Source organism: Robinsoniella peoriensis (assembly GCF_000797495.1).
Taxonomy (GTDB): Bacteria; Bacillota; Clostridia; order Lachnospirales; family Lachnospiraceae; genus Robinsoniella; species Robinsoniella peoriensis.
Genome location: NZ_JTGN01000002.1, coordinates 227627 through 253373, shown reverse-complemented (window position 1 = coordinate 253373; position 25747 = coordinate 227627). Strand labels below are relative to the sequence as shown.

Here is a 25747-nt window from a genome sequence, read left to right as displayed (position 1 = left end):
TCGCTCTTTACTTTCTTAACATCAGAATATCATTCAATATATCCCTTACCACCATAAGAATATCATCGTTATCTTTCAGGCTTTTTCTTGGCTTACTGTAAATAAAATACGGGTTGGCTTCAATGGTGAACTTTACTTTTCCATTATAGCGCTTCAGCATTTCCTCAATCTTCACCGGATCTACGGAAGCCCGCTCAAACATGGTGAACTTAATAAAGTCACCCTTTTGTGATATTTCCACCACAAAACCTTTATGAGCCAAAGCTTTCAAGTTAGCGATCATCAGAAGGTTCTGGACTGATTTTGGCGGTTCTCCAAAACGATCCATCAGTTCTTCTAACATATCATCGTATTCTTCTTCACTTTCAATTCCGGCAATCCTCTTATAGATGTCCAGTTTCTGGAATTCACTGCGGATATAGCGTTCCGGTATAAATGCATCAATATCCAGATCAATTGTTGTCTCATAGGATTCTTCAATTGTCTTTTCGCCTTTTAATTCACGTACCGATTCCCCAAGCATTTTGCAGTAAAGATCATAACCAATCGCTTCCATATGTCCATGCTGTTCTGCTCCCAGCAGATTTCCTGCTCCGCGGATTTCCAGATCCCGCATGGCTATTTTAAAACCGGAACCTAGTTCCGTGAATTCCTTGATTGCGTGAAGCCGCTTTTCCGCTACTTCTTTAAGCATCTTATTGCGTTTATACATCAAAAATGCATATGCTGTACGGTTCGAACGCCCCACACGTCCTCTCAGCTGATAGAGCTGAGAAAGTCCCAGGGTATCGGCATCATGAATAATCATGGTATTAACATTGGAGATGTCCAATCCTGTTTCAATGATCGTCGTTGACACCAGCACGTCAATTTCTCCGTTAATGAAATCAAACATAATTCGTTCCAGTTCCCGCTCCTTCATCTGCCCATGGGCAAATGCTACATTTGCCTCCGGCACCAGTTTTGCTATGGTATTGGTCATTTCTACAATGGTATTTACCCTGTTATAGACATAATATACCTGTCCGCCTCTGGAAAGTTCCCTGTTGATTGCCTCTCGGACCATTTCATCATTGTACTCCATCACATAAGTCTGTATCGGCATACGCTCCATAGGTGCTTCTTCTAATACACTCATGTCCCGGATACCGATTAAACTCATGTGCAGCGTCCTTGGAATCGGTGTAGCTGTCAGAGTCAGAACATCTATATTATCTTTTAATTTCTTTATCTTCTCTTTATGGGTTACCCCAAAACGCTGTTCTTCATCAATAATCAGAAGCCCCAGATCTTTAAATTCCACATCCTTAGACAAGACTCTGTGGGTTCCTATTATGATATCTACCATTCCCTTTTTCAGGTCTGTTATCGTCCTTTTCTGTTCAGCCGAGGTACGGAACCGGCAAAGCAGATCCACACGTACCGGAAATTCCTTCATTCTCTGAACAAATGTATTATAATGCTGCTGTGCCAGAATTGTGGTAGGCACCAGATATACCACCTGTTTACCTTCCTGCGCCGCTTTAAATGCCGCCCGGATGGCAATTTCCGTTTTACCGTATCCCACATCTCCGCAGACAAGGCGATCCATGATCTTAGTGCTCTCCATATCCTTTTTAGCTGCTTCTATTGCCAGCAGCTGATCTTCCGTCTCCTCAAAAGGAAACATCTCTTCAAATTCTTTCTGCCAAACCGTATCCGGACCGTAGATAAAACCCTCTCTCGCCTGTCGTACCGCATATAGTTCCACCAGGTCTTTTGCAATATCTTTTACCGCACTGCGTACCCTGGTCTTCGTCTTATTCCATTCCTGGGTACCAAGTTTATTCAGTTTTGGCTTCTTTGCATCGGAATCCGCATATTTCTGGATTACATCCAGCTGGGTTGCCAGTATATAAAGATTGCTGCCACCGCTGTATTCAATCTTCATATAATCCTTTGTGACCCGGTCTACCTCTACTTTTTCGATTCCCTTGTAGATACCAAGTCCATGATTTTCATGAACTACATAGTCTCCTACGCTCAGTTCATTAAAACTTTCTATCTTCTGGCCTTCAAAGCTCTTGCGTTTTTTCTTCTTTTTCTTCTCTTTTCCAAAAATGTCACTTTCGGAAATAATGACAAACTTAATCAGCGGATATTCATAACCTCTGTGTGTATATCCATGGGTTACCAGAATTTCTCCCGGCTTCACTTTCCTGTTCAGATCTTCCGTATAGAAACTGTTCAGGTCATATTCCCTGAGATCTTCTGAAAGGCGCTTTGCCCTGGTTCTGGAACCGGACAGAAGTACTACCTGATAACCGTCTTTTTTAAATCTTCGAAGATCCTGCACCAGAAGTTCAAAGCTGTTATTATAGGGATTTACGGATTTCACATTCATGTGATGCATATTTGTGATCTTCCAGTCCCCTTTTGCCGTTTCCAGCGTACAAAGTGCCAGGCAATTGCGGTTATTCAGCCTGCCTATAATTTCATTATAGCTGTACAGCACTTCCGTCTGCCCGGGCAGTATATATCCCTTTGCCAGACGGTTCATCATGCTTTCCCGGAATTCTTCCTCTACTGCATAACCTTCCTCTTCCAGATGATTCGGCTCATCCAGGAAGAAAATCGTATCCTTTGGATCAAAATACTCCAGGAAAGACACATCCCTGTCATAAAAGTAATGGATATAGCTGTCCAGTCCGGTGATGCCCCGGAAATCCGTCAGCCTCTCCTTAATTTCTTCTGTCAGTTCCTGGATTCTGTGTGCTTCTTCTGTCTTCATCTGCTTACGCAGTGTCTGATAGAGTTTCTTAGACTCCTCTTCGATCTTTTTCAGCCCCTGCTCCAGATGCTTCTTGTCTACAATTACTTCATTCGCCGGATAAACTTTGATTTCTTCCAGGTTTTCAATGGATCTCTGGCTTTCCACATCAAAACTCCGGATCGAATCTATCTCATCTCCCCAAAGCTCAATACGGATCGGATTCTCTTCTGTCAGGGGATAAATATCCAGGATTCCGCCGCGGACTGCAAACTGTCCAAAGCCTTCCACCTGGCTGCTTTTCTCATAACCCATTCCGATCAGTTCTTCAGACAGCTGATCCAGTTTTAGACTACTGTCATTTTTCAGACAGAGCACATGCTCTGCAAAGTACTGAAGCGGCAGCAAATGATCCATACATCCGGCGAGGGTTGTAATTACCGTAACCTGTTCATTTTCTAACAGCGCCTTCATGACTGCTATTCTCTGCTGCCCGATAAGATTACTGTGAATATCCGCATTATAAAAAATTAAATCCTTTGACGGATACAGCATGACATTCGGATCAAAAAATTTGTAATCTTCATAAATTTCTTTTGCTTTTAAATCACTGTAAGTAAGGATGATTTTCCTTTGGAAACCATCCCCTGCACTATACATAAAATGTGATTTTTGCGAATCAATACAACCAGATACCTGAAGTACTCCCTGATGATACATTAGCTCCCGCCTGATATCCTCAAACTCGCTTAAATTTTTTAGTGGACTTGTAAAAGTCTTCATCTCACACCTTCTTATTATATTCATTCATGGCCGAAGCCATATCTCCTGTCATTATTTTGACCGCTGCATCTCCTGCTCTTTCCAGCAGCTCGTCGATCAGCTTACGCTCTTCCCGCGGAAAATGTCCCAACACATAATCCGCCAGATCATATCCTTCCGGTTTTTCTCCCACACCAATTTTGATTCTGGGAAAATCCTGGCTTCCCAGATGGGCAATGATATTTTTAATACCATTGTGCCCTCCGGCACTTCCCTTTGCACGAAGCCTCAGCTGACCCGGCTCCAGACTGATATCATCGTAAATCACGATCAGATTCGTTTCAAAATCTACTTTGTAAAAGTCTATGACCTCACGGACACTTTCACCACTCAGATTCATAAAAGTCTGCGGTTTTACCAGAATTACTTTCTGTCCGTCTATCACTCCGCTGCCGCACAATGCTTTAAATTTCTTCGTATCTACATTGATACGGTACTTGTCTGCTAATTTATCTATTGTATCAAAACCTACATTATGCCGCGTATGCGCATATTGTCGTCCCGGATTTCCCAGTCCTGCAATTACAAACATATCTTCCTCCTCTGCCGAATTAACTACGGCTTAAAGGTGCACTAAAAGTGTCCTTCTTTCACATTTCTCTTCCTTATTTTACAGGAAGAATTGCAAAATGTCTATCTTCAAAGTGTATTTCTGTAATTCTGTATAAGTCTATTTGCACATATGTGCAATAACCGAGAATTTGTTGAACATATTCTCACCTTATGATATGCTGATTTTAATAAGAACATAGAGCGTGTCTGAAAATTGCTTTCTGACACACTCTAGTAGAGAAGGAGTGTGGAGTGAATGTATAATATCCATAAGATACCCATTGGCATATATGAAAAAGCACTCCCCGGGGACTTTTCCTGGGATGAGAAAATGAAGGCTGCAAAAGCTGCCGGCTTTGATTATATGGAACTTTCCGTTGATGAATCCGAAGAACGCTTAAGCCGCCTCGACTGGAGTGAAGAAGAAATAGAAGCTCTGAAATCTACCATGGAGCAGACCGGGATTTCATTTCCCACCATGTGTTTAAGCGGCCACCGGAAATATCCTTTTGGCAGCAAAGACCCTCATATCCGCGCAAAAGCATTTGAAATTATGGAAAAAGCTATTCTTTTATCCGTAAAATTAGGCATCCGCTGTATCCAGCTGGCAACCTATGATGTGTACTACGAAGAGTCAGACGAAGAAACAAAAGCTCTTTTTCTGGACGGCATGAAGCAATCCGTAGCCATGGCGGCAAGAGCCGGCGTTATATTGGCTATGGAGATCATGGATACGAAATTCGTAGGCACCATTGTTCGTGCGATGCATTATTTAAAAGAAATCCCTTCCCCTTATTTCAAGATTTATCCTGACATGGGGAATCTCAGCAATTTCAGCAGCGATGTGGAAGGCGAATTAGAACTTGGATTTGCCGACATTGTAGCCATACATGTAAAAGAAACCAAACCGGGCATCTTTAAATGTGTGAACTTCGGAGAAGGCTGCGTCCGTTTTACAGATATATTCCGGAAGTTAAAGGAATTAGGTTATTCCGGAATGTTCTTAATCGAAATGTGGGCAGATAATTCCATAAACAACAGTTTTGAAGATGCTGTAAAAAATATCAAGGATGCCAGAATTTTTGTAGAAGACAAAATGAAACAGGCAGGGTTACTTACAAACACGCTCTAGAATATAAAAACCATGGAGGACAGCAACGTATGTTAAAAGCAGAAAAAAAAGTAATTTCAAATCTTACTAAATGTTATTCGATTGCCCCTTTGACTTATAATGGCAGCCAGCATTTTTTAGTGGCTGCTGAAAAAACGGACCGCTGCATTTTATTTGATCCGGAAGGTAATGAAGAAGCAACCGTGTGGAACGAGCCGGGCGGTGTAATGTCCATGGTGCAGGTTCCCGGCACAAACGGCCAGTTTCTTGCTACCCATAAGTTCTACTCACCAAATGACTCAAAAGAAGCCAAAATCGTAGTTGCCACTCCCACAGAAAACGGGACATGGGACATCCGCACCTTGGTCTGTCTTCCCCATGTTCATCGTTTTGATATTATAGAAAGCCATGGCACCTTTTATCTGATTGCATGTACCTTAAAATCCGGCCACGAATACAAAGATGACTGGTCCATGCCGGGTAAAGTTTATGCTGCAGAACTCCCCCGTGATTTAAGCCTGTATAACGAGGAACGCCAGCTGCCCATGACCGTACTGAAAGATGGAATGCTGAAAAATCATGGCTATTATAAAGTGCCTATGGACGATATCCAGACCTGTGTTATCTCATGCGAACAGGGTGTATTTCAATTTTACCCCCCTGCAAATCCGGGAGAAGATTGGAGGATATTAAGTCTTCTGGACACGCCTGCAAGTGATGCGGTATTAATTGATCTGGATTCTGACGGCAGCAAAGAATTAGTGGTACTCTCACCATTTCACGGTGACACCATAAGGATCTATAAAAAGATAGATGATGTCTTTACACCGGTGTACGAATATCCGGTCAAATCCCCATTTACACATGCAATCTGGGGAGGCATGCTGGCATGCGGTCCTGCTGCAATCATTGGCCATCGCCAGGGTGAACGTAATTTAATTGCATTTACTTATCATAAAGAAGACGGCTGTTATCATGCTGATATTCTGGACAGGGACTGCGGCCCTGCAAATGTTATGCACTTTACACATAACAATCAGGATATTCTCATATCCACTAACCGGGAAATCGATGAAGTAGCACGTTATACCATCACGAATATACAGGCTCCAGAGTGTAATTTATAATACCAGCCTGGTTATAAAGGAGACAAAAATGTTAGAAGAATTAAAGCAAAAAGTATACGAAGCAAATATGGCTCTGCCAAAATACAATCTTGTTACCTTCACCTGGGGCAATGTAAGCGCCATCGACCGGGAAAAAGGGTTGTTTGTAATTAAACCCAGCGGTGTGGATTATGATAAACTGGTTCCTTCGGACATGGTGGTTATGGATCTGAACGGAAATAAAATAGAGGGTGGCTATAATCCTTCCTCAGATACGCCTACACATATGGAATTGTACAAAGCTTATCCCGAAATCGGCGGTATTGTACATACCCATTCTCCTTGGGCAACCTCCTGGGCTCAGGCCGGAAGAGGCATTCCCTGCTACGGAACCACCCACGCGGATTATTTCTACGGAGAAATCCCCTGTGCCAGAAGTCTGACACCGGAAGAAATTAATTCTGCTTATGAAAAGAACACCGGATTAGTTATCATAGAAACCGTTTCTGCCAAAAACGTAATGTCCGTTCCAGGTATTCTCTGTAACAACCACGGGCCCTTCACCTGGGGAACAGACGCAGCTAATGCGGTGCACAATGCAGTGGTATTGGAAGAAATAGCGAAAATGTCTTACCGTACCGAAACTTTAAACCCAGCCATAAAACCGGCACCTCAGGTACTTCAGGATAAACATTATCTGCGGAAACATGGGGCGGGTGCATATTACGGACAAAAATAAGGGACATTGAAGGGAGAGCTTGTGGCTCTCCCTTTTTACATATGATTGGTTTTTGATGATTATACAGATCAGATCTCCTTTACAAACCCCCTCATAATTGCTAATATAATCATTAGAAATTAACCACGAGAACAGATTGGAAAGGAGTTGCATGAGGTGGATGATGTGAAAAATTATGAAATGATGAATGATACGGAGAAATGGAATTTTCTTTCTGCCGTAGCAAATCTTTATTACAATTCTGAAATGACCCAGAATGAAATAGCAGACCGGTTCTATACTTCCCGTTCTAAGATTTCCAGGATGTTAAAAGAAGCCCGCAGGATTGGCGTGGTGGAGATTACCATACATGAACCCTGGGAAAGGAACAGTTCTTTGGAACAGGAATTTATGAATACATTTTCTCTGACGCATGTCCGGATTATCTCTGTAAAGGAGCAGAATTCTTCCTTAGTACTGCAAAAGCTGGGAGAAGCTGCCGCCTATTATCTGGACTCTATTATTAATAAAAATACTATTTTGGGAATGTCCTGGGGAAATACGGTATACCATACGGTTCAGGCCATTAAAACCAGTAAAAATATCCCCCTTACTGTTGTTCCCATAATGGGCGCTGCAATCACCCACAAACCGGAGCGTGATTCCCTGGATCTCTCTAAAGAACTAGCGGCTTCCTATGGAGGCACCTACCATTATATCTATGCTCCGCTTTTCGTAAAGTCACGAAGCCTTCGGGAAAGTCTGATTCAGGAGCCAAATATTAAGGAAACTCTGAATCTGGCCCGGCGTGCGAATGTTATTCTGACCAGCGTCGGTTCCATCGCCTCTAAGTCCTGGAAGGATTTCATCCAGCCCGGATCACTTGAAAAGCTTTCCGCAAAAGGCGCCATCGGACATATCGGAGGACACTTCTATGATATCCGGGGACAGGAAATTCTGACGAGCCTTTCCCAGAAAATGATCGGTATTGATCTGGCGGATATTAAAAATGTAAACGAAGTAATCTGTGTGGCTGGCATGGAGGAAAAGGCAGAAGCCGTTCTGGGAGCTGTCCGGGGCGGATATATCAACACACTGATTATCGACCATTATGCTGCCAGGAAGATTCTGGAATTAAACAATTCTCTCCGTTAAAGAGCACAATTCTTAATCGTGCGTATAGCTGCAAAAGAAACCGCTTATCCTCTGACGAATAAGCGGTTTCTTTACTGTAGTGCATCCATTACATCACGGATCGTATATGCCGATACAGCCTTAAATGCAGTCTGTTTTGCCTCTTCATAGCTGCTGTTTCGGATTACATTTTTAATATTTGCCACTTCACCGGCTGAGATACTGAATTCATCCAGTCCCATTCCAAGAAGCATCTCCGTTGCTTTATCATCACTTGCAAATTCCCCGCACATACCAACTGGAATCTGGTGTGCATGACCGGCCTGAATAATCCGCTGGATCGCTTTCACTACTGCCGGATGAAACGAATTATACCGGGACGCAATCTTTTTATTTCCACGATCTACTGCCAATAAATACTGGGTAAGGTCGTTTGTCCCTATACTGAAGAAGTCCACATGGGCTGCAAATTCTTCCACACACATCACAGATGCAGGCGTTTCAATCATCATTCCCACTTTGATATCTTCTTTATAAGCCAGTCCCTCCGCCTTTAATTCCGTCTTACAGACCTCTAACAGTTCATTTGCTTTATTCAGCTCTTCCATAGAAATAATCATAGGATACATAATCCGGATATCTCCAAATGCACTTGCCCTTAGAAGTGCTCTCAGCTGATCTTTGAACATATCCTCCATTTCTAATGAAATACGAATCGCACGCCAGCCAAGGAATGGATTTTCTTCTTTTTCAAATACATAATAAGGAAGTTCTTTATCCCCGCCAATGTCCAGCGTCCGGATAATCAGTTCACTCTTCACCAGTTCCGCAGCTTCTTTATATACCGCAAACTGTTCTTCTTCTGTTGGAAAATGAGAATTTTCCATATATAAAAATTCACTTCTAAATAATCCGATACCATCAATATGGTTTTTTACGGCATTTTTTACATCTTCAATGCTTCCTACATTGGCACATACCTTGACACTTCTGCCATCAGACGTTATAGCCGGAAGGTGGCTCAGGGCCTCCAGTTCTTTCTGATGCTTTGCAAATTCTTCTGCCTTCACCTGATATTCTTCTATCTGTTCCCTGTCAGGCTCTACAATGATCTTCCCTTCTGATGCATCCATGATCAAAAAGTCACCGGAAGACGCATGTTCCAGAATCCCCTTTACGCCCACCAGCGCAGGCAGCCCCAGGCTTCTTGCCATAATGGAAACATGGCTGGTAACTCCGCCCAGTTCCGTTATAAATCCCAGAATATAGTCCAGATTTAGTTTTGCAGTGTCGGAAGGAGCCAGATCTGATGCAACTAAAATTACTTTTTCCTGGATTGCATCAAAATCACTGTCCGGAAGTCCCTTTAATTTACGCATCAGCCTGTTTCTGATATCTTTAATATCCGCTGCCCTTTCTCTCATGTATTCATCTTCCATACATTCGAATATGGCACAATATTCTTCTGCCGTATGTGCTAATGCCATCTGAGCATTTTCTTTACCATTATTGATTTTATCCAGAACACCTTCCATAAGGGCTATATCTTTTGCCAATTCCAGGTGCGCAGAAAAAATATCCGATTCTTCTGCCAGAGGCTCTAACTCTTTAATTACCTCATTTACAGCAGTTTCATATTTTTTTGTTTCTTCCTCATAATCTATTGCAGCATAGCATTCCGGTGACAAATCCTGGTCTTCTTTTCGAAATACCTGCCCCATAACAATTCCTTTGGAAGAAGTCTTTTCAACCTGTATCGTTTTCATTCCTATCCCCTATTCTCCTAAACCACTTGCAATTGCAGCTAAAATTGTTTTTAAATCCTGTTCTTCCGTTTCTCCGTCACACTCTACCGTAATTTCATCCCCACACATGATTCCGGCACTCATCAGAATCAAGACACTTTTGGGATTTACACGCTTTTCGCCTTTTACCAGTGTGATGTTTGATGGACATTTTGCTGCAATTTTAGAAAGTTCTCCTGCCGGTCTTAAATGTAATCCTGACTTGTTAATAACTGTAATTTTTTCGCTAACCATTTGTATCTTCTCCTTTGTTTTCATTATTTTATATTCATTATTTAAAAGTTTCATTTAAAATTTCATTTTAAGTTTCATTCTAATTTTCATTTTAATTTCCACTTATATTCTGTTTGAGACACCTTTACGCCTTTGCTTTTTTCATTTTCAAAACATCATCCAGCGAACTCTGGATATAGATGTTAGAAACATGTTTTTCCAGCTCTCTAAGAATATCTTTTAACTGGTATTTGCTAAATAAAAGCTTATACTTTCTCTTTTGTGTCACACAGATAATCTGCATCTTGGAGTACTGAAAAGAATCAATCCGGATCTCCTTTATCTGATTCCATGGAACGGTATAACATATCTTTTCCACACCATTTTCAGATAGTCCTCTTTTTATTCCCGCTGATGCAAAAAGCGTAACCAGCACCAGGATATTACGAAAATCCTCAATCATGCTGTTAGCTGTAGTAATCGGGAAAATCAAAAGAGCAAAGAACATAACCAGCGCATAGGTGAAGAAGTCATCTTTTCCCTTTTTTACAATTGTTTTATTTCTCCGGATAATAAAGTAAGCTTCCCCAATAAGACACCCTATCAATAATACACATACCGCATAGTTCAAAATAATCATAAAACCCGCCCCTTTCTTTTTATACGTTCATTATATCATATAATTATCCACAAATCAATCATTATGTTCTTAATTATATGATATATTTCAATATTTTTACGAACATTTTAATTTATATTTGTTCTCTTCTTTCAAAAAAGAGTGCATAAACAGCCTGTTTCCTATATTCAGACCAAAAACGGTCTAACCCATATAGAACCTTCTGTTTACGCACTCCTTCTTTTCAAACGAGTGTGACATATCCATTTTCTTTACCTTCTACAATTCCATATCCCTTCTCACCTGAAAAATATTAATATTATTTTCCTGAAATCCATCCAGTATATTCTGAGGCGCCTTTTCATCTGTAATAATATTGATGATCCGTTCTGTGGGGCAGCTAACGAAACTGCTGTTACGCCCAAGCTTGCTGTAATCAGCCAATATGTAGGATGTACCGGTTACACGGTTTAACATCAGTTCATTGATGTTTACTTCACTTAAGATCTCCGTAGTCATACCACTCTCCACTGATAACCCGCTGCAGCCCAGGAAACTTTTCTTAGCAGTCACCTTGCTGATATTATTCGTGGCAAACTCTCCTACCATAGCTTCCTTAATTTCCCGAAGCTCTCCGCCGCTTAAAATGACAGACACTTTAGAAGAGTGCTCCATAAAGATTGCTTTACCGTTATTAGTGATTACGGTAACACGTTTATCTCTGATATATTTAATCATCTGTAATGCCGTAGAGCTGGTATTGATAAAAATAGTATCTCCATCCTCGACCAGTGATGCTGCATACTGTGCAATTTTCTTGCGGTACATTTTTATCTCGTCTTCCTGAGTGACGATCTCATCGTCTTCGCCACTTACCGTAGCTCCTCCATAAAAACGCTCTAATTTCTTGTGATCCTCCAGATACTGGAGATCCCTGCGGATTGTAAGCGGTGAAACCTGAAATTCCTCGGCCAGATCCCCCACTTTCACTGACCCGTTACTTTTCAGGGCTTCTAATAATTTCTTTCTTCGATTATCTACTAATGCCCGGCTTCGTTTCATAACACGCTCTCCTTTAGTTTTCTATACCTGTTTAATAACCCATGATATATCTCCAATTATATGAACATTTCATATAAGCGTCAAGCACTTCTTTTCATATAGAATAATTACCGTCAAATATACTCCTGCTAAATAATTACAGGGCGGCATTTAAAAAACGCCGCCCTGTTCCATATTCATTTACTGCTTAAAATCCCCGTATTTTTCAAAACATTCCAGGGCATACAGCATAGATTCCCTGGTTGTTCCAATGGCATCCAGATATCCGTATTCTACACCAATCAGTCCGCCCTTAGGTGTTGCCCATTTTTCTATCAGTTCTTTTGCTTCCTGTTCAATCAGCGCTTTGTCACCGGTAGGCAGCGTGGCCTGGATGTCAATTGCCGCTTCAAAGCAGATTCTTCCCTTTGCAATTTCTGATACCTCATCGATACCCACCAGCCTTGGCTGATGAATATTAATAATATCAACTCCCAGTTCGATCAGGTCTTCCAGAATATCATTGATTTTACCATCGGTGTGGAATCGGATATCCATACCGCACTCATGGGCTTTGTCAAAGATTCTTTTGTACTGCGGCTTAAAAATATCACGGAAAACATTGGGAGATATCATCAGGTTATTCTGTGTTCCCCAGTCATCTGTGGTATCATAGCAGTGGATTCTGCCTTTTCCAAGGCGGTAAGCTTCTTCTATAATTCCTATTTGATAATCAGCCAGTTTTACAGCCATAGCTTCGATTTCTTCCGGCTCAATCAGGCAGTCCATCAGCGTATTTTCAAAACCTCTTAAGAAATGCATTCTTTCAAAAATACATTGCGGGCTGTTAAGCTGTACATACAGTCCGGCTTCCTCCGCCTTATCCAGAGCCTCTTCCAGTCCGTCAAACCGTCCTTCTGCCTTAGGGTCAGGAATTACATAGTCTTCCATGTCCTCCCATTCTTCAATGGGAATATTAGTTACCTGTCCCATATCGGAACCGGTTGCATCATCACTTTCCCACAGGCATCCCCATTCATCATATTCCCCATTGGCGGGACGTACTTTCTTAGAAACCGAATACCTGCCTTTTGGCCTTTTATCTTTCGGTGGAAGGACAAAGATACGACATACATCACCCTTCCCGGCAATGCGGTCAAAACGAAGTCCGATTCGGTCCGGTCCTGTAAAATTAATGTTTCCTTTTATAATTTCATATCCTGTCATATCTGTCTCCTTACCTTCCTTACTTTATTTCATTTGGAAAATGTTCTTTTACTGCGTTTAATAAAGTTTCTGTTACTGCCTTTGTATCAATCAGATTCTTTGTTTCTGCAATTACCGCATTGCTTGGCGGCAGCATTCCTGCCCACTCCGGACTTGTTAATACGATATCTGTGGTTGTAATATATGAGAGTGCCTCTCCGAATGAACATGACTCTACTGTTGCATCAATATTGTTCTGATCACAGATTTTCTTCACACTGATTTTCAAAATTGTACTTGTTCCCATTCCATTTCCGCATACACATAAAATATTTAACATCTCTTTTGCTCCTTTCAGCAATTTGCTTATTTATAATTGTCACTTTTTATTCTAACCCTGTTTAAACTAACCTGCAATCGGTATTCCGAATAATTGGCCGATACCTTTGAATATGGCAATAATTGCCACCCAAAGTGTTGCATAATCGGCACTTCCCTGCCACCATGTAAGCTGCAGCATCTGAACCGCCAGTGCCGAACCCAAAATCTGGATAATACCATTTACGGTACAAATGACGCCTGCTGCTTTCCAGCCTCCAAACTTATTTGCAAAGATTGCGATCGTAGCATTATCAAAGAATAACGGTATAAATCCGGGTACCAGGAATATCGGGGATTTAAAAATTAATAATCCGCCAAGTCCGATTAACTGTCCCAATGCTCCAAAGAGGAGTCCCAGCACTACTGACTTCGGTGCAAATGCGAATATCGCAGCACAGTCAACACCTGCAACCGCACCAGGAAGCAGTTTTTCAGAAATACCCTTAAAGGAGATCATTAATTCACCTACAAACATTCGAACACCATATAAGAGAACAACGATGTTTGCAGTCAGTGTGATACCAATCCATACCAGGAATACAATGTTGTTCTTCAGTCCGCCCTGGTTCAATCCGTCTGCACTTCTGAGCCAGTCGATCTGGTCGCCGCCGATAACCAGGAAAATAATCGCTGTGGAAATAAACATTACGAGCGCCGTTGCAATAACGTTATCCTGTAAGAAATTCAGAGATTCCGGCATTTTCTTCTTCTCAATATCGTCTTTATCCGGATGTCCCAGTTTTGGAGCAACTTTATATGCAATATAGCTGACAACCATCTGCTGATGGGCAATTGTAAAGTCTGCTCCTGTTATTTCATGAGTAGGTTTAATCAGCAGTGTAGAACAGACACCCCAGTACAATGCTGTTACTGCTGCTGCAATTAATACGGTAGGGATCATGCCAAGTCCTAAGAACCTCCAAACAATGTAAGTACTGATACCAGCCTGTACAATCATTGCATTACCGGTTAAATAAACGGCACGGATCTTAGTAAATTTACGAAGTGCAACCAATACCAGGTTCAGGATAAAAGCAACCAGTAACGTATAAATCCCCCAGGAAGCTCCTGTTCCATCCCCTAAAATCTTGTCCATCTTTTCGTAAGCTGCTGTCATCGTAGGATAAGTATTCAGGCCCGCACCCTGAATTCCGGTTGCATTCTGTAATGCTGTAAGTAACTTACCAAAATTTGCAATCAGGGCGCCCGATCCCATCCCCATTACAATAACACCGATTGAAGCTTTCGCAGCCCCCGTAATTGCCTTAGAGAACTTTTGCTTCATTGCAACGTAACCAATGAAAACGATGATTGCCATAAGTAAAAATGGCTGGCCGAAAATTTGTTTCAAAAGTAAATCCAAAATATAGTTTAGCATAATCCCTCTCCTTTCGTATTTCCACGTCCCTCTTATCCGCCCCACCCTGGACAATCGTTATCGTGTGTAATATGCTTTAACTTATATGCTTATTATAATTATTTTTATGAAATATGTCAATTGATTTTTATGATTATTTCATTATTATATGATTATTTTATACTTTAATGATATTTTTACCCTCTAAACATTCATATATTTTGTCATTTCGTTCATTTATAATTATTACTTTCATAAATCCAGTTCTTTTTCAAGATAAACTGCCACACCATCCTCATCATTACTAAGGGTTATATCACTTGCTGCTTCTTTCAGACACCCAATACTGTTGCCCATAGCAATTCTGCGGTCTGCGCATTCAAACATACTGAGGTCATTGTCATAATCGCCGAACACACATACCTGGCTCTTATCAACTCCCAGATGCCCCATAATTTTAAAGAGTGCCGTTCTTTTTGAAACTGACTTATGAAAAGCTCCCTGGAGGCCATATCCGGTAGACTCACAATGAACATTCTCCAGATTCTTGGCAAAATCCAAAAATCCATTCATCTGCATCTCTTCGTCTTCATAAACAACGATCTTGGCAACATCATCAAAATTCCGGTTTATATCATCTGCCGTAATAGATTCTGCTGCCAGTTTCATTGGATATCCCAATTCTTCAGACAGTTTTTCATAATTAGTAATGCGTTTTTTCAGCTTCTCACTGTCATTTGAAAAATACATCGTCTGAGCTGTATACATCATGAAAACCATCTGCCGCTGCGTAAGAAAAGCCAGGATCTGTTGTATATCCGGCTTCTCCAATGCTGCTTCATATAAGATGTTTCCTGTGGTGTCACGTACCAGAGCCCCGTTATTCGAAAGCATATAGCTGCATCCACCAATGCATTTACTATATACTGCCATCATCTGCTCATCTCTGCCGGACGCAAAACAAATATGGATTCCAAGCTCCTTTGTTTTCATCAGTACCTTTCTGGTATAGCTGCTTATCTTCTTCTTGCTGTTCAAAAGCGTTCCATCCAGATCGCAGACAATTAATTTAATATCCCCCACCTAATCCACCTCCTTTATTACTCAGTTTCCCATAGCTTTTATAACTTCTTCTATTTGACTGCTGAGTTCATTGCACATTCGTTCATATAAACGACCGCCTTTTTCAGCCGTGGCACTGGATGCATCTCCAAATGCTCCGGATTTCAAAAAGCTTTTCCAGGGGACCGCCGACAGGGCATATGCCTTTGGTACTTCCGGAAATTCGCAGGTGGCTTTCTCCATATGGACTAACTCAGGTCTTAGATGCAGCATGAGAGACGTTTCTAATTCACCTGCATGCCACACCTTGCCATTCCAAAGGGGTGTAGTTAAAATATCCTCTACGTTTTTTTCGATTCCCGACAGTGATATATGGTATGCCTCCGGCCTGCTGTCCTCATCCTTTAAGATGCGCAGTACCTCTGTAATTACTTTATGATTGCCGTTATGAAAGGAAAATATAAATAACCGCTTCGCCCCGGCTCTTTGTATACTTTTTGCAGCCTGTACACAATATTCTTTCAGACAGTCCGAAGAAATGGATACAGTCCCTTCAAAATCCCGTGCAGACCATACCTGCCCATAAGTAACACAAGGATAAAAATACAGATTCTGGCGCCTGCAGATTTCTTCCGCCAGTGCTTCCGCAATGATTGTATCCGTTCCCATCGGAAGGTGAAATCCATGTTCTTCCACTGATCCCAGAGTCAGGATCACACCTGCGCTGTTTTGGATTTTATTCTTTGCATCTTCCCAGTTTGAATAAAACAAATTTCTCGTCATAATTTTATAATCCGGAGTATTTTTCATCCAATGCCAGCAGGTCTTCTACACTTTTCACTTCCAAAAGCGCATCCATGATATCAGCTGTCAAAAGCATATTTGCAAGCTTCTCCATATTCTGCATATGCATGGTATGATCTTTGGATGCCAGCACGAAGAATAATCTGGCATCCTTTTCCGGGTTTCCTTCTTCAAAATGTACCGGCTCTTCGACTTTCATAAAGGATACCGCCGTGTCATTTACTCCTACTGCTCCCTCCTGTGAATGAGGCATTGCAATATTGGGAGCAAATACAATATAAGGACCGTATTTCTTTACACATGCAATTACCGAATCCACATATGCCTGTTCGATAGAACCATCCGCCAGCAGCGGCTGACAGGACGCTGCCACCGCCTCTTCCCAGGTATCAAATTTCTGATGAAAACATACTCTGTTCTGATCTGCTAATTCCTTTAATAACATAATACTTACCTACCTCTCTTCTTTCCCGCAATATTCTTACTACGCTAATGTTTCTTATAAAATATTAGTTGCAGCTATTATACACACATATAGTACTTTACAACAAAATACAATCGTTTACCATATCCACTTATCCTGTAATTTTACAGACTATATTTACAGTACACTTCTAAACGGAACATTCGGTTCATCCGCAAAGCAATCTTCAAATCCCCTGCGGTAATGGTACTGCAGTTTATCTTTATCGTTCGGATAGATAAATTTGCCGCCAACATCCCAGATGAATGGTTTAAACTTATAATCCAGCACATGTTTTTTGAAATTGTACAACATCATAATTTCAGCCGGATCTGCTTTAAAATTCGTCCATACATCATAATGAAATGGAATAACTACTTCCGTCTGCAGCGCTTCAGCCATTCTCAGAATATCTACCGAAGTCATCTTATCCTGATTTCCCGCCGGATTTTCTCCATAAGAGCCAAATGCTACATCTATCTTATGATCTTTTCCATGTTTCGCATAATAAACAGAATAATGCGAATCTCCGCTGTGGTAGATATTTCCACCCGGGGTTTTGATCAGATAGTTAACCGCTTTATCATCCATATCCGTCGGGCAGATCCCTGCAAGCGGTTTTTCAGCCGTAACGATACAGGTTCTGTCAAAAGAATCAAGAACAACGATTTCCACATCTTTGACTTTCACTACATCTCCGGGCTTCACAATTTTACAGCGCTCCTTTGGAACACCGTAGCTGAGCCATTTGTTCACACTTTCTAAAGGCCCGATAAATGGTACGTCATCTTTACAGTTTTTCAGAACTGCCGCTGCAAAAAAAGGATCGATATGATCATTGTGATAATGTGTAGATAATACTGCATCCACTGTTGTTACTGCAAACGGATCATAAACAATCGGCATCGCACGCAGATTTGGCTGCATCAGCCTGCCGCCAGTCATATTTCTCATTTGGTGGTATTCATCCATATATGGTTTTTTCTTTGTTCTTTTTCCATTGCCAAACCAAAGATCTATCGCAATATTTGCATTGCCCTCTGACTTAACCCAAATCCCGGTGCAGCCAAGCCACCACATGGCTACGGTGCCTTTTTCCACTTTCTCTGCATCAATTTCTTCATTCAGCCATGTTCCCCATTCCGGAAATGCTCCCAAAATCCAATTCTCTCTTGTGATCTCATCCACTTTACTCATACACAGTTCCTCCTTAAATAATCATATAATTCATTATTATTATGTTCGTTTCAGTTGATATGTTTATATTACTACATTTTTAAGTTCATTTCAATGATTTTATATGAATATTTCTTAATTATATGATCATTTATTTTATTGAAAGCCGCCCCCGGGAATCCAGTGTGTATTTTTACACAAAAAATACGCCCTGCCTCCCACAGCAGAGCGTATAAACATAACCTTTTCTCTTTTCCTGTACTGCCTGCATAACTATGCGGCAAATAACCAATGTTTCGTTTTTTACCTTGTGCTATACTGGTTTACTTCTATAAAATCTTCGTTGCTAAATTAATAAGCTGCCTCTTCCGATTCAGGTTCCGCTGCTACAACAGCCTCGTACTGATCCAGGATGATACCCTGAATACGGTCTCTTGTCTGGGAATTAATAGGATGTGCGATATCTCTATATTCTCCGTCGGATGCCTTTCTGCTTGGCATGGCTATAAATAACCCCTTTTCTCCTTCAATTACTTTAATATCATGAACAACAAACTCATCATCAATTGTAATTGAAACTACCGCCTTCATCTTACCTTCCTTTGCAACTTTACGTACCCTGACATCTGTAATATTCATGTCTTTTAGCCCCTTTCCATATATAGTCGTAATTTAAAATGTTATAGTACGTAGCGTTCGTTTTTTTCTATAACAATTTTTATTTTGTCCTCGCCAACATGATAAGAATTCGCCCGTATGGTATCGCGGGATTCAACAATACAATTTTCAATATATGTATTATCACCCAGATATACATCATTCAGGATAATGGAATTCTTAATCACACAATTCTCACCCACAAAAGTCTTCTTAAACAACACCGAATTTTCTACATGCCCGTTAATGATACATCCACTGGATATCAGGCTGTTTTTCACTTCACTGCCCGGATTATACTTAGCAGGCGGAAGATCATCAACCTTGGAATATACATCCGGATACTGACGGAAGAAATAATCTCTCACTTCCGGTTTCAGAAAATCCATATTTGTTTTATAATAAGACTCTACCGTAGCAATGTTGCTCCAGTATTCTTTCATTTTATAACCATAGATTCTCTTCAGGTTCTTATAGCGAATCAGAATATCCTTTACAAAATCATGCCTGTCTTCCTGTGCACATCTTTCGATCAATTCGATCAGCTGTCTTCTGCGGATAATATATACACCGGTAGAAACAGTATTCCAGGATGAAACCATTGGTTTTTCTTCAAACTCTTCGATTCTGCTGTCCTCATTCATTTTCAGGACACCGAATCTTGTTATATCTTCGCTTGGAGCCATATCTTTGCATACAACTGTAATATCCGCTTTCTTCTCAATATGATATTCCAGCACTTTATTATAATCCAGCTTGTACACACCGTCACCGGATGCAATGATCACATATGGTTCATGGCTTTTCTTCAGAAAATCCAGATTCTGATAGATCGCATCTGCTGTCCCCCGATACCAGAAACTATTATCAGAAGTGATGGTTGGTGTAAATACAAACAAACCACCCTGCTTTCTTCCAAAATCCCACCATTTCGAAGAACTTAAATGTTCATTTAAAGATCTCGCATTGTACTGTGTCAATACCGCCACTTTTTGTATAGAAGAATTAGACATGTTACTTAACGCGAAGTCGATGCTTCGATAGCTGCCTGCAATGGGCATTGCTGCAATGGCTCTCTTATTTGATAAATCTCCCATTCTGTGACTGTTGCCACCTGCTAAAATCATTCCTATCGCTCTCATCACGCTTCACCTGCCTTAACTAAAGTTTCTCCACTCTCCAGTACGCCATCCGGATAATCCTCCGCTCTTGTAATTCCATCCACTGCTGTGTTCTTTCCGATTTTCACATTTGGCGGAATGTAAGAATTTTCACCTACCGTTACTAAACCAAAAGAATAAACATTTGGTTTTAATTTGTTTGGAACTTCTTCGCCTATGCCAAGCACTGCGCCTTGTCCGATTTCCGTGTTCTCAGCTACGATAGAGCGGTCCAGAACAGCACCATCGCCGATCTTGGTTCCCCTCATGATAATCGAGTCACGAATGACAGCTCCCTTTCCGATCGTTACCCCGGCTCCAATGACAGAATTATGTACCTCACCATAAACCTCTGTACCATCGCCGATGATACACCTTTCAATTACCGACTCAGAAGATATATACTGCGGAGGAATAATTTCACTGCTTGTGTATATCTTCCAGAACTCTTCATATAAGTTAAACTCCGGAATGATATCGATCAGTTCCATATTTGCTTCCCAGTAAGAACCTAATGTTCCGACGTCTTTCCAATAGCCGTTATACTCATAAGCTACAAGCTTATCTCCCTTTTCATGGCAATACGGAATAATATGTTTACCAAAATCACAATTACTCTGATCAGACATTGCGATTAAAGCTTCCTTTAATACCTTCCATGAGAAAATATAAATACCCATTGACGCAAGATTGCTCTTTGGTTCTGGCGGTTTCTCCTGAAACTCCGTTATTCTGTTATTATCATCTGTCACTACTACGCCAAATCGGCTTGCTTCTTCCATCGGTACGGGCATAACTGCGATGCTGATGTCGGCATTGCTGGCTTTGTGGAAATCTAACATTACTTCATAATCCATCTTATAGATATGGTCACCTGACAGAATTAAAACATAGTCAGGATTATAATTCTCCATATAGCCCAGGTTCTGGTAAATTGCATTTGCTGTTCCCGTATACCATTCACTGTTGCCACTTTTTTCATATGGAGGAAGTACTGTTACACCTCCGATATTCCTATCCAAATCCCAGGGAATACCAATTCCAATATGCGTATTTAACCGCAATGGCTGATATTGTGTCAGGACACCAACTGTATCTACCCCAGAATTAATACAGTTGCTAAGCGGGAAATCAATTATACGGTACTTTCCGCCGAAAGCCACGGCCGGCTTTGCCACTTTGGCTGTCAGAACGCCCAGACGGCTTCCTTGTCCTCCTGCAAGTAACATTGCAATCATCTCTTTTTTAATCACGCTATCACCTCTCGCTGTAGTATAGTACTATGATGTCAGATGCATCTATAGCCCGTTAACAATCATATTTTCTCATAAATAAAATTGTTATTTTTTATTATACCACATCTTTCCAAAATAGTGAACATATTTTACAATTTTTTGAAATTTTTTTCTCTCATTTTAGAAGAAATAGCTCAAAATATTGTCTAGCCACTTTTTTTATTCGACATTTCTTTCACATTTATGCTATTTTCCCTTTGTTTTTCCTTTGATCTTTTGTCATATTTTTACATGATTCTTTGTTTTGTTTTAAAAATGCATAAAAATACCGTCGAATATTGTGTTTTTTTAGAATGTGTTTCAGATCTCCCATAGAGTCCACTCCATGCTTCGAAACCCAGCTTTGTAACGGCAACCGGAACCCGGGAAATCGTCCTTTAATCAGAAAACCTCAAATTTAATCCCCCATAATGTCAAGAAATGCTTTAATTTTTATCCATATGAGGTTATAATGATGACAGAATGCCTTTCACACAGCCTGTGAAAGAGTGATTTTCATAAGGAGAGTATCAATATGTATGAAATAAATTTTAAGCAGCCTATCCATGTACACTTTATTGGTATCGGAGGAATCAGCATGAGCGGTCTTGCTTCTATATTAATAGACCGTGACTTTAAAATCTCCGGTTCTGATGCAAAAGAATCGCCTCTGACTAAATGGATGGAGGATAGAGGGGTTAACGTATACTATGGCCAGCGCGCATCTAATATAGAGGATGGAACAGATCTGGTCGTATATACAGCCGCAATTCATCCGGATAATCCGGAGTATGCAGCCGCAGCCCAAAAGAACATTCCAATGCTGACCCGTGCAGAACTCCTGGGGCAGATTATGCAGAATTACGAAACACCCATTGCCGTTTCCGGAACACATGGCAAAACAACCACAACGTCTATGATTTCCCACATTCTTCTGGCTGCAGATACCGATCCTACCATATCCGTAGGCGGAATCTTAAAAGCGATTGAAGGGAATATCCGCGTCGGCAATTCTGAAACATTTCTGACGGAAGCCTGTGAATATACAAACAGTTTTTTGCATTTTAATCCAAAGATCAGCCTGATTCTGAATATTGATGCAGACCATCTGGATTTCTTTAAGGACCTGGATGACATCCGTAATTCTTTTCGCTTATTTGCCAAAAGACTGCCGGAAGATGGCACACTGATCATCAACGGGGACATTCCCGATTATGAAGAAATTACAAAAGACCTGCCTTGCAAAGTGGTAACCTACGGATTTTCAAAGTCCAGCCATTACAGTGCGGTAAATATCAGCTATGACGCTTTTGCCCATGGTTCTTTTGATGCGGTAAGAGATGGCAAAGTGATTGGGCATATTACTCTGAGTGTTCCGGGAAAGCACAATGTTTCCAATGCTCTGGCTTCACTTGCACTTGGTGAATTACTTGGAATTCCTCTGGATAGAATTCAGCAGGGACTGACTGACTTTGGCGGTACCGACAGACGTTTCCAGAAAAAGGGGGAAATCGGCGGTGTAACGATTATAGATGATTACGCACACCACCCCACGGAAATTACTGCTACACTGAACGCGGCACATCAATACCCCCACAAAACTATCTGGTGTGTATTCCAGCCTCATACTTATACACGTACCAAAGCATTGATGGACGATTTTGCAAAAGCGCTGGCACTGGCTGATAAAGTTGTGCTTGCTGATATCTATGCCGCCCGTGAAACGGATAACCTGGGAATCAGTTCCAAAACCCTTCAGAAAAAAATAGAGGAACTTGGCAAAGAAGCATATTATTTTCCATGTTTTGACGAGATTGAAAACTTTTTGTTAGAAAATTGTATACACGGTGACTTGTTGATAACTATGGGCGCCGGAGACGTTGTAAAAATAGGGGAAAGCCTGCTTGGAGAATAGTTATCCACATTATCCACATGATTATGCACATTAACGTGTATTTTACATGTGGATTTTTTTGTGGATAGCTTGGTTTACATAATTTCGCTGCTGTAATTTTAAAAAATTCGACAATCCCCGACAATTGCACATTTTCTTCTGTTGCACCTATTTTTTTTGTCCCCAAGTTATCCACATTATCCACAATGTCCACAATGGAGAACTTCCCCCTTATCCCTGGAACCCTTGTAAAAACTAGCTGTTCTCTTTTTTTAAAAGGTATGCTATACTGGTTGCATATCAAGAAAATAGCAGGTGAAAGCAATGAATGAAATATCCTTACACATAAATTCCGGCAGCAGTGTTACCATTGTCCAAAATACATTTATCGACAATTACATGCCTTCTGCCAGTGGTGAATTCGTCAAAATATACTTATATCTCTTAAGATGCACCTCTTCTAATATTGGTGTGTCTATTTCGTCTATCGCAGATACTTTCGAACATACAGAAAAAGATGTGAACCGGGCCCTCTCTTACTGGGAAAAGCTTCACTTACTGAAATTGGAACACGATGAAAACGGTGCATTAACCGGAATCTATTTTCTCAGCTCGGCTGATCTCACTTCAGGTGCGGCGAATACATCTGCTTCACTTGAAACTGCGGCCAGCACTGAGCAGCCTAAGCCCGTGAAAAAGGTACTTCCCACCGCCGATAAGGTAAAATCGTTAAAAGAGCAGGAAGATATCCGTCAGCTTTTATTTATTGCAGAACAGTATCTTGGAAAGACTTTAAGTTCCACAGAAGTATCCAATATTCTTTACTTCTATGACGGTCTGCATTTTTCCACCGACCTGATTGAGTACCTGATTGAATATTGTGTCTCCAAAGGCAGCAAAAGTGCCCGCTATATTGAAAAGGTTGCACTTTCCTGGGCAGAAGACGGTATCACTACCGTTGACCAGGCAAAATGCAATACGAATCTGTATAATAAAAATTATTTCACAATTTTAAATACCTTTGGCATTAAAGGACGTGCCCCGGCAGAACCGGAGATTACATTAATGGCTAAATGGCTGGACGAGTTCCACTTTACCCTGGATATTATCATTGAGGCATGTAACCGGACTATTAAGCAGACACATCAGCCCAATTTCCAATATGCCAATAAGATTCTGGAAGAATGGAATAAGTCGGGAATCAAACATCTCTCTGAAGTTGCATTATTAGATGAAAAACACCAGAATTCCAAAAAAACTGCTCCTGTTCAGAAAAAAACCGTTGCTTCTAACAATAAATTCAATAATTTCCATCAAAGGGAATATGATTATGACCAGTTAGAGAAACAGTTGCTGAACAGATAAATTTTCATTTTCTAAAGAAGGGAGAACCAGCCTGTGTCATTGAAAAACTCGCAATATGATATGATCATCCGCCAATACCAGAAAAAACAGTTACAGACCAAACACGATCAGGATGCGCGTATCCAGGAGGCTTATGAGAAGGTTCCTGCTCTTCGTGAAATTGATCATCAGATAAGTTCTATCAGTGTCGCCCGCGGGCGTCAGCTGTTATCCGGAGACAGTGATGCACTTAACGGCTTAAAGGAAGACATCCGCCGTTTATCAGACAAGCGTATCATGCTGCTTGTGGAGAACGGGTTTCCAAAGGATTACCTTCTCCCCCGGTATACCTGCCCCGACTGTCAGGATACGGGATTTGCAGATAATCATAAATGTCACTGTTTTAAGCAGGCAGTCATTGATATGCTGTACACCCAGTCTAATTTAAAAGAAGTATTAAGCAGAGAGAACTTCTCTAATTTTTCCTATGCTTATTATTCGGATAAACTGGTCAATCCTTCCACCGGACTGTCTTCTCTGGCAACCATGCGTCAAAATATGGCTGAATGCCAGGAATTTATCCGATCTTTTGATGTAGATTTTAAAAATTTATTCTTCTACGGGGATACCGGTGTGGGAAAAACCTTCCTCTCACACTGTATTGCAAAGGAACTGATCGACACAGCACATTCTGTAATCTATTTTTCAGCATTTGAGCTTTTTGATGTATTTGCAAAAAGTACGTTTGAAAAGGAAGAAGAAGCACAGAATATCCATCCCTATATCTTTGACTGTGATCTGCTGATCATAGACGACCTGGGTACGGAGCTGACCAATACTTTTGTCTCATCCCAGCTGTTTCTTTGTATTAACGAACGGCTTAACCGCAAAAAGTCAACGATTATTTCTACAAACCTGCCCATTAATACATTTGCAGATACTTATTCGGAACGTGTATTTTCCAGGATTACCAGTAATTATATGATGATGAAACTCTTCGGGGACGATATCCGTATACAAAAAAAATTATTCCGGGGAAAGCCTTGACCTATGAAAACTTTGTGATACACTATATGCGTAAGACAATTTCACTGAAATG

23 protein-coding genes are annotated in these 25747 nt (G+C 40.9%); 7 read left to right on the top strand and 16 right to left on the bottom strand.

What is annotated here, in order from left to right; all coding sequences use genetic code 11:
* Window positions 1–7: 7 nt before the first annotated feature.
* Together mfd and pth are read right to left on the bottom strand one after the other, a co-directional pair.
* A complete protein-coding gene (mfd, locus tag QR40_RS04910) occupies window positions 8–3532 on the bottom strand; it encodes a transcription-repair coupling factor (RefSeq protein WP_027296012.1) in 3525 nt (1174 codons plus the stop codon).
* A gap of 1 nt (window position 3533) precedes the next feature.
* Window positions 3534–4103 (bottom strand): aminoacyl-tRNA hydrolase, encoded by a 570-nt coding sequence (gene pth / locus QR40_RS04905; RefSeq protein ID WP_027296011.1) that lies wholly within the window; start codon window positions 4101–4103, stop codon window positions 3534–3536.
* A 276-nt stretch (window positions 4104–4379) separates the two neighbouring features.
* Between pth and QR40_RS04900 the strand changes: the two genes are divergently transcribed.
* The 4 genes from QR40_RS04900 (at window position 4380) to QR40_RS04885 (ending at window position 8213) form a co-directional block, all read left to right on the top strand.
* Window positions 4380–5255 carry an L-ribulose-5-phosphate 3-epimerase gene (locus tag QR40_RS04900; protein ID WP_176731018.1) on the top strand — a complete coding sequence of 292 codons (876 nt, stop codon included), beginning with the start codon at window positions 4380–4382 and terminating at the stop codon, window positions 5253–5255.
* Between the two features lie 29 nt (window positions 5256–5284).
* The gene (locus tag QR40_RS04895) at window positions 5285–6361 is read left to right on the top strand and encodes a hypothetical protein (RefSeq protein ID WP_044293718.1); all 1077 of its coding nucleotides are present in this window, start codon (window positions 5285–5287) and stop codon (window positions 6359–6361) included.
* Window positions 6362–6389: 28 nt separating this feature from the next.
* Window positions 6390–7079 (top strand): L-ribulose-5-phosphate 4-epimerase, encoded by a 690-nt coding sequence (locus QR40_RS04890; RefSeq protein WP_027296008.1) that lies wholly within the window; start codon window positions 6390–6392, stop codon window positions 7077–7079.
* Window positions 7080–7244: 165 nt separating this feature from the next.
* A complete protein-coding gene (locus QR40_RS04885) occupies window positions 7245–8213 on the top strand; it encodes a sugar-binding transcriptional regulator (protein ID WP_081998808.1) in 969 nt (322 codons plus the stop codon).
* Window positions 8214–8284: 71 nt separating this feature from the next.
* Here QR40_RS04885 and ptsP read toward each other — a convergent pair whose 3' ends face one another.
* The 14 genes from ptsP to QR40_RS04815 all read right to left on the bottom strand — a co-directional run bounded on the left by ptsP (window position 8285) and on the right by QR40_RS04815 (window position 21389).
* Window positions 8285–9958: a phosphoenolpyruvate--protein phosphotransferase gene (gene ptsP / locus QR40_RS04880; RefSeq protein ID WP_044293717.1), complete on the bottom strand. Its 1674-nt coding sequence runs from the start codon at window positions 9956–9958 to the stop codon at window positions 8285–8287.
* A gap of 9 nt (window positions 9959–9967) precedes the next feature.
* Complete coding sequence (locus QR40_RS04875; RefSeq protein WP_027296005.1) at window positions 9968–10231, bottom strand: HPr family phosphocarrier protein; 264 nt, start codon at window positions 10229–10231, stop codon at window positions 9968–9970.
* Between the two features lie 124 nt (window positions 10232–10355).
* On the bottom strand, window positions 10356–10850 hold the full coding sequence (locus QR40_RS04870) for a hypothetical protein (protein ID WP_027296004.1): 495 nt from the start codon (window positions 10848–10850) through the stop codon (window positions 10356–10358).
* Window positions 10851–11108: 258 nt separating this feature from the next.
* Complete coding sequence (locus QR40_RS04865) at window positions 11109–11891, bottom strand: DeoR/GlpR family DNA-binding transcription regulator (protein ID WP_027296003.1); 783 nt, start codon at window positions 11889–11891, stop codon at window positions 11109–11111.
* A gap of 180 nt (window positions 11892–12071) precedes the next feature.
* Window positions 12072–13097: a uroporphyrinogen decarboxylase family protein gene (locus QR40_RS04860; RefSeq protein WP_044293715.1), complete on the bottom strand. Its 1026-nt coding sequence runs from the start codon at window positions 13095–13097 to the stop codon at window positions 12072–12074.
* Between the two features lie 19 nt (window positions 13098–13116).
* Window positions 13117–13416 carry a PTS sugar transporter subunit IIB gene (locus QR40_RS04855; protein WP_044289655.1) on the bottom strand — a complete coding sequence of 100 codons (300 nt, stop codon included), beginning with the start codon at window positions 13414–13416 and terminating at the stop codon, window positions 13117–13119.
* Window positions 13417–13482: 66 nt separating this feature from the next.
* The gene (locus QR40_RS04850) at window positions 13483–14835 is read right to left on the bottom strand and encodes a PTS transporter subunit IIC (RefSeq protein WP_052430705.1); all 1353 of its coding nucleotides are present in this window, start codon (window positions 14833–14835) and stop codon (window positions 13483–13485) included.
* Window positions 14836–15066: 231 nt separating this feature from the next.
* Window positions 15067–15897 (bottom strand): Cof-type HAD-IIB family hydrolase, encoded by an 831-nt coding sequence (locus QR40_RS04845; RefSeq protein WP_044293713.1) that lies wholly within the window; start codon window positions 15895–15897, stop codon window positions 15067–15069.
* Window positions 15898–15918: 21 nt separating this feature from the next.
* Entirely contained in the window at window positions 15919–16686 is a 768-nt protein-coding gene (locus QR40_RS04840) for a creatininase family protein (RefSeq protein WP_027296000.1), read from the bottom strand.
* A complete protein-coding gene (locus QR40_RS04835; protein WP_027295999.1) occupies window positions 16664–17125 on the bottom strand; it encodes a PTS sugar transporter subunit IIA in 462 nt (153 codons plus the stop codon). The genes QR40_RS04840 and QR40_RS04835 overlap by 23 nt, the downstream gene beginning before the upstream one ends.
* Before the next feature lie 156 nt (window positions 17126–17281).
* Window positions 17282–18340, bottom strand: coding sequence for an L-ascorbate 6-phosphate lactonase (gene ulaG, locus QR40_RS04830; protein ID WP_044293712.1), 1059 nt, complete (start codon window positions 18338–18340; stop codon window positions 17282–17284).
* A gap of 330 nt (window positions 18341–18670) precedes the next feature.
* Window positions 18671–18958, bottom strand: coding sequence for a septation regulator SpoVG (spoVG, locus tag QR40_RS04825; RefSeq protein WP_027295993.1), 288 nt, complete (start codon window positions 18956–18958; stop codon window positions 18671–18673).
* 41 nt (window positions 18959–18999) lie between these two features.
* The gene (gene glgD / locus QR40_RS04820) at window positions 19000–20118 is read right to left on the bottom strand and encodes a glucose-1-phosphate adenylyltransferase subunit GlgD (protein WP_027295992.1); all 1119 of its coding nucleotides are present in this window, start codon (window positions 20116–20118) and stop codon (window positions 19000–19002) included.
* Window positions 20118–21389, bottom strand: a complete 1272-nt coding sequence (locus tag QR40_RS04815; protein WP_027295991.1) for a glucose-1-phosphate adenylyltransferase — start codon at window positions 21387–21389, stop codon at window positions 20118–20120. The genes glgD and QR40_RS04815 overlap by 1 nt, the downstream gene beginning before the upstream one ends.
* Window positions 21390–21945: 556 nt before the next feature.
* On the opposite strand from QR40_RS04815, the gene murC reads away from it, so the two are divergent.
* The 3 genes from murC (at window position 21946) to QR40_RS04800 (ending at window position 25695) form a co-directional block, all read left to right on the top strand.
* A complete protein-coding gene (murC, locus tag QR40_RS04810; RefSeq protein ID WP_027295990.1) occupies window positions 21946–23325 on the top strand; it encodes a UDP-N-acetylmuramate--L-alanine ligase in 1380 nt (459 codons plus the stop codon).
* A 303-nt stretch (window positions 23326–23628) separates the two neighbouring features.
* Window positions 23629–24669 (top strand): DnaD domain protein, encoded by a 1041-nt coding sequence (locus QR40_RS04805; protein ID WP_044293711.1) that lies wholly within the window; start codon window positions 23629–23631, stop codon window positions 24667–24669.
* A 33-nt stretch (window positions 24670–24702) separates the two neighbouring features.
* Window positions 24703–25695, top strand: a complete 993-nt coding sequence (locus QR40_RS04800; protein WP_027295988.1) for an ATP-binding protein — start codon at window positions 24703–24705, stop codon at window positions 25693–25695.
* Window positions 25696–25747 lie beyond the last annotated feature (52 nt).

What these genes read in the sequence shown, in the direction of transcription:
- murC (WP_027295990.1), top strand. Translation starts at nt 21,946, where the DNA reads ATGTATGAAATAAATTTTAAGCAGCCTATCCATGTACACTTTATTGGT.
- pth (WP_027296011.1), bottom strand. Translation starts at nt 4,103, where the DNA reads ATGTTTGTAATTGCAGGACTGGGAAATCCGGGACGACAATATGCGCAT.
- QR40_RS04850 (WP_052430705.1), bottom strand. Translation starts at nt 14,835, where the DNA reads ATGCTAAACTATATTTTGGATTTACTTTTGAAACAAATTTTCGGCCAG.
- QR40_RS04840 (WP_027296000.1), bottom strand. Translation starts at nt 16,686, where the DNA reads ATGAAAAATACTCCGGATTATAAAATTATGACGAGAAATTTGTTTTAT.
- QR40_RS04900 (WP_176731018.1), top strand. Translation starts at nt 4,380, where the DNA reads ATGTATAATATCCATAAGATACCCATTGGCATATATGAAAAAGCACTC.
- QR40_RS04895 (WP_044293718.1), top strand. Translation starts at nt 5,285, where the DNA reads ATGTTAAAAGCAGAAAAAAAAGTAATTTCAAATCTTACTAAATGTTAT.
- QR40_RS04870 (WP_027296004.1), bottom strand. Translation starts at nt 10,850, where the DNA reads ATGATTATTTTGAACTATGCGGTATGTGTATTATTGATAGGGTGTCTT.
- glgD (WP_027295992.1), bottom strand. Translation starts at nt 20,118, where the DNA reads ATGAGAGCGATAGGAATGATTTTAGCAGGTGGCAACAGTCACAGAATG.
- QR40_RS04875 (WP_027296005.1), bottom strand. Translation starts at nt 10,231, where the DNA reads ATGGTTAGCGAAAAAATTACAGTTATTAACAAGTCAGGATTACATTTA.
- QR40_RS04865 (WP_027296003.1), bottom strand. Translation starts at nt 11,891, where the DNA reads ATGAAACGAAGCCGGGCATTAGTAGATAATCGAAGAAAGAAATTATTA.
- ulaG (WP_044293712.1), bottom strand. Translation starts at nt 18,340, where the DNA reads ATGAGTAAAGTGGATGAGATCACAAGAGAGAATTGGATTTTGGGAGCA.
- mfd (WP_027296012.1), bottom strand. Translation starts at nt 3,532, where the DNA reads ATGAAGACTTTTACAAGTCCACTAAAAAATTTAAGCGAGTTTGAGGAT.
- QR40_RS04860 (WP_044293715.1), bottom strand. Translation starts at nt 13,097, where the DNA reads ATGACAGGATATGAAATTATAAAAGGAAACATTAATTTTACAGGACCG.
- QR40_RS04805 (WP_044293711.1), top strand. Translation starts at nt 23,629, where the DNA reads ATGAATGAAATATCCTTACACATAAATTCCGGCAGCAGTGTTACCATT.
- QR40_RS04890 (WP_027296008.1), top strand. Translation starts at nt 6,390, where the DNA reads ATGTTAGAAGAATTAAAGCAAAAAGTATACGAAGCAAATATGGCTCTG.
- ptsP (WP_044293717.1), bottom strand. Translation starts at nt 9,958, where the DNA reads ATGAAAACGATACAGGTTGAAAAGACTTCTTCCAAAGGAATTGTTATG.
- QR40_RS04835 (WP_027295999.1), bottom strand. Translation starts at nt 17,125, where the DNA reads ATGTTATTAAAGGAATTAGCAGATCAGAACAGAGTATGTTTTCATCAG.
- spoVG (WP_027295993.1), bottom strand. Translation starts at nt 18,958, where the DNA reads ATGAATATTACAGATGTCAGGGTACGTAAAGTTGCAAAGGAAGGTAAG.
- QR40_RS04855 (WP_044289655.1), bottom strand. Translation starts at nt 13,416, where the DNA reads ATGTTAAATATTTTATGTGTATGCGGAAATGGAATGGGAACAAGTACA.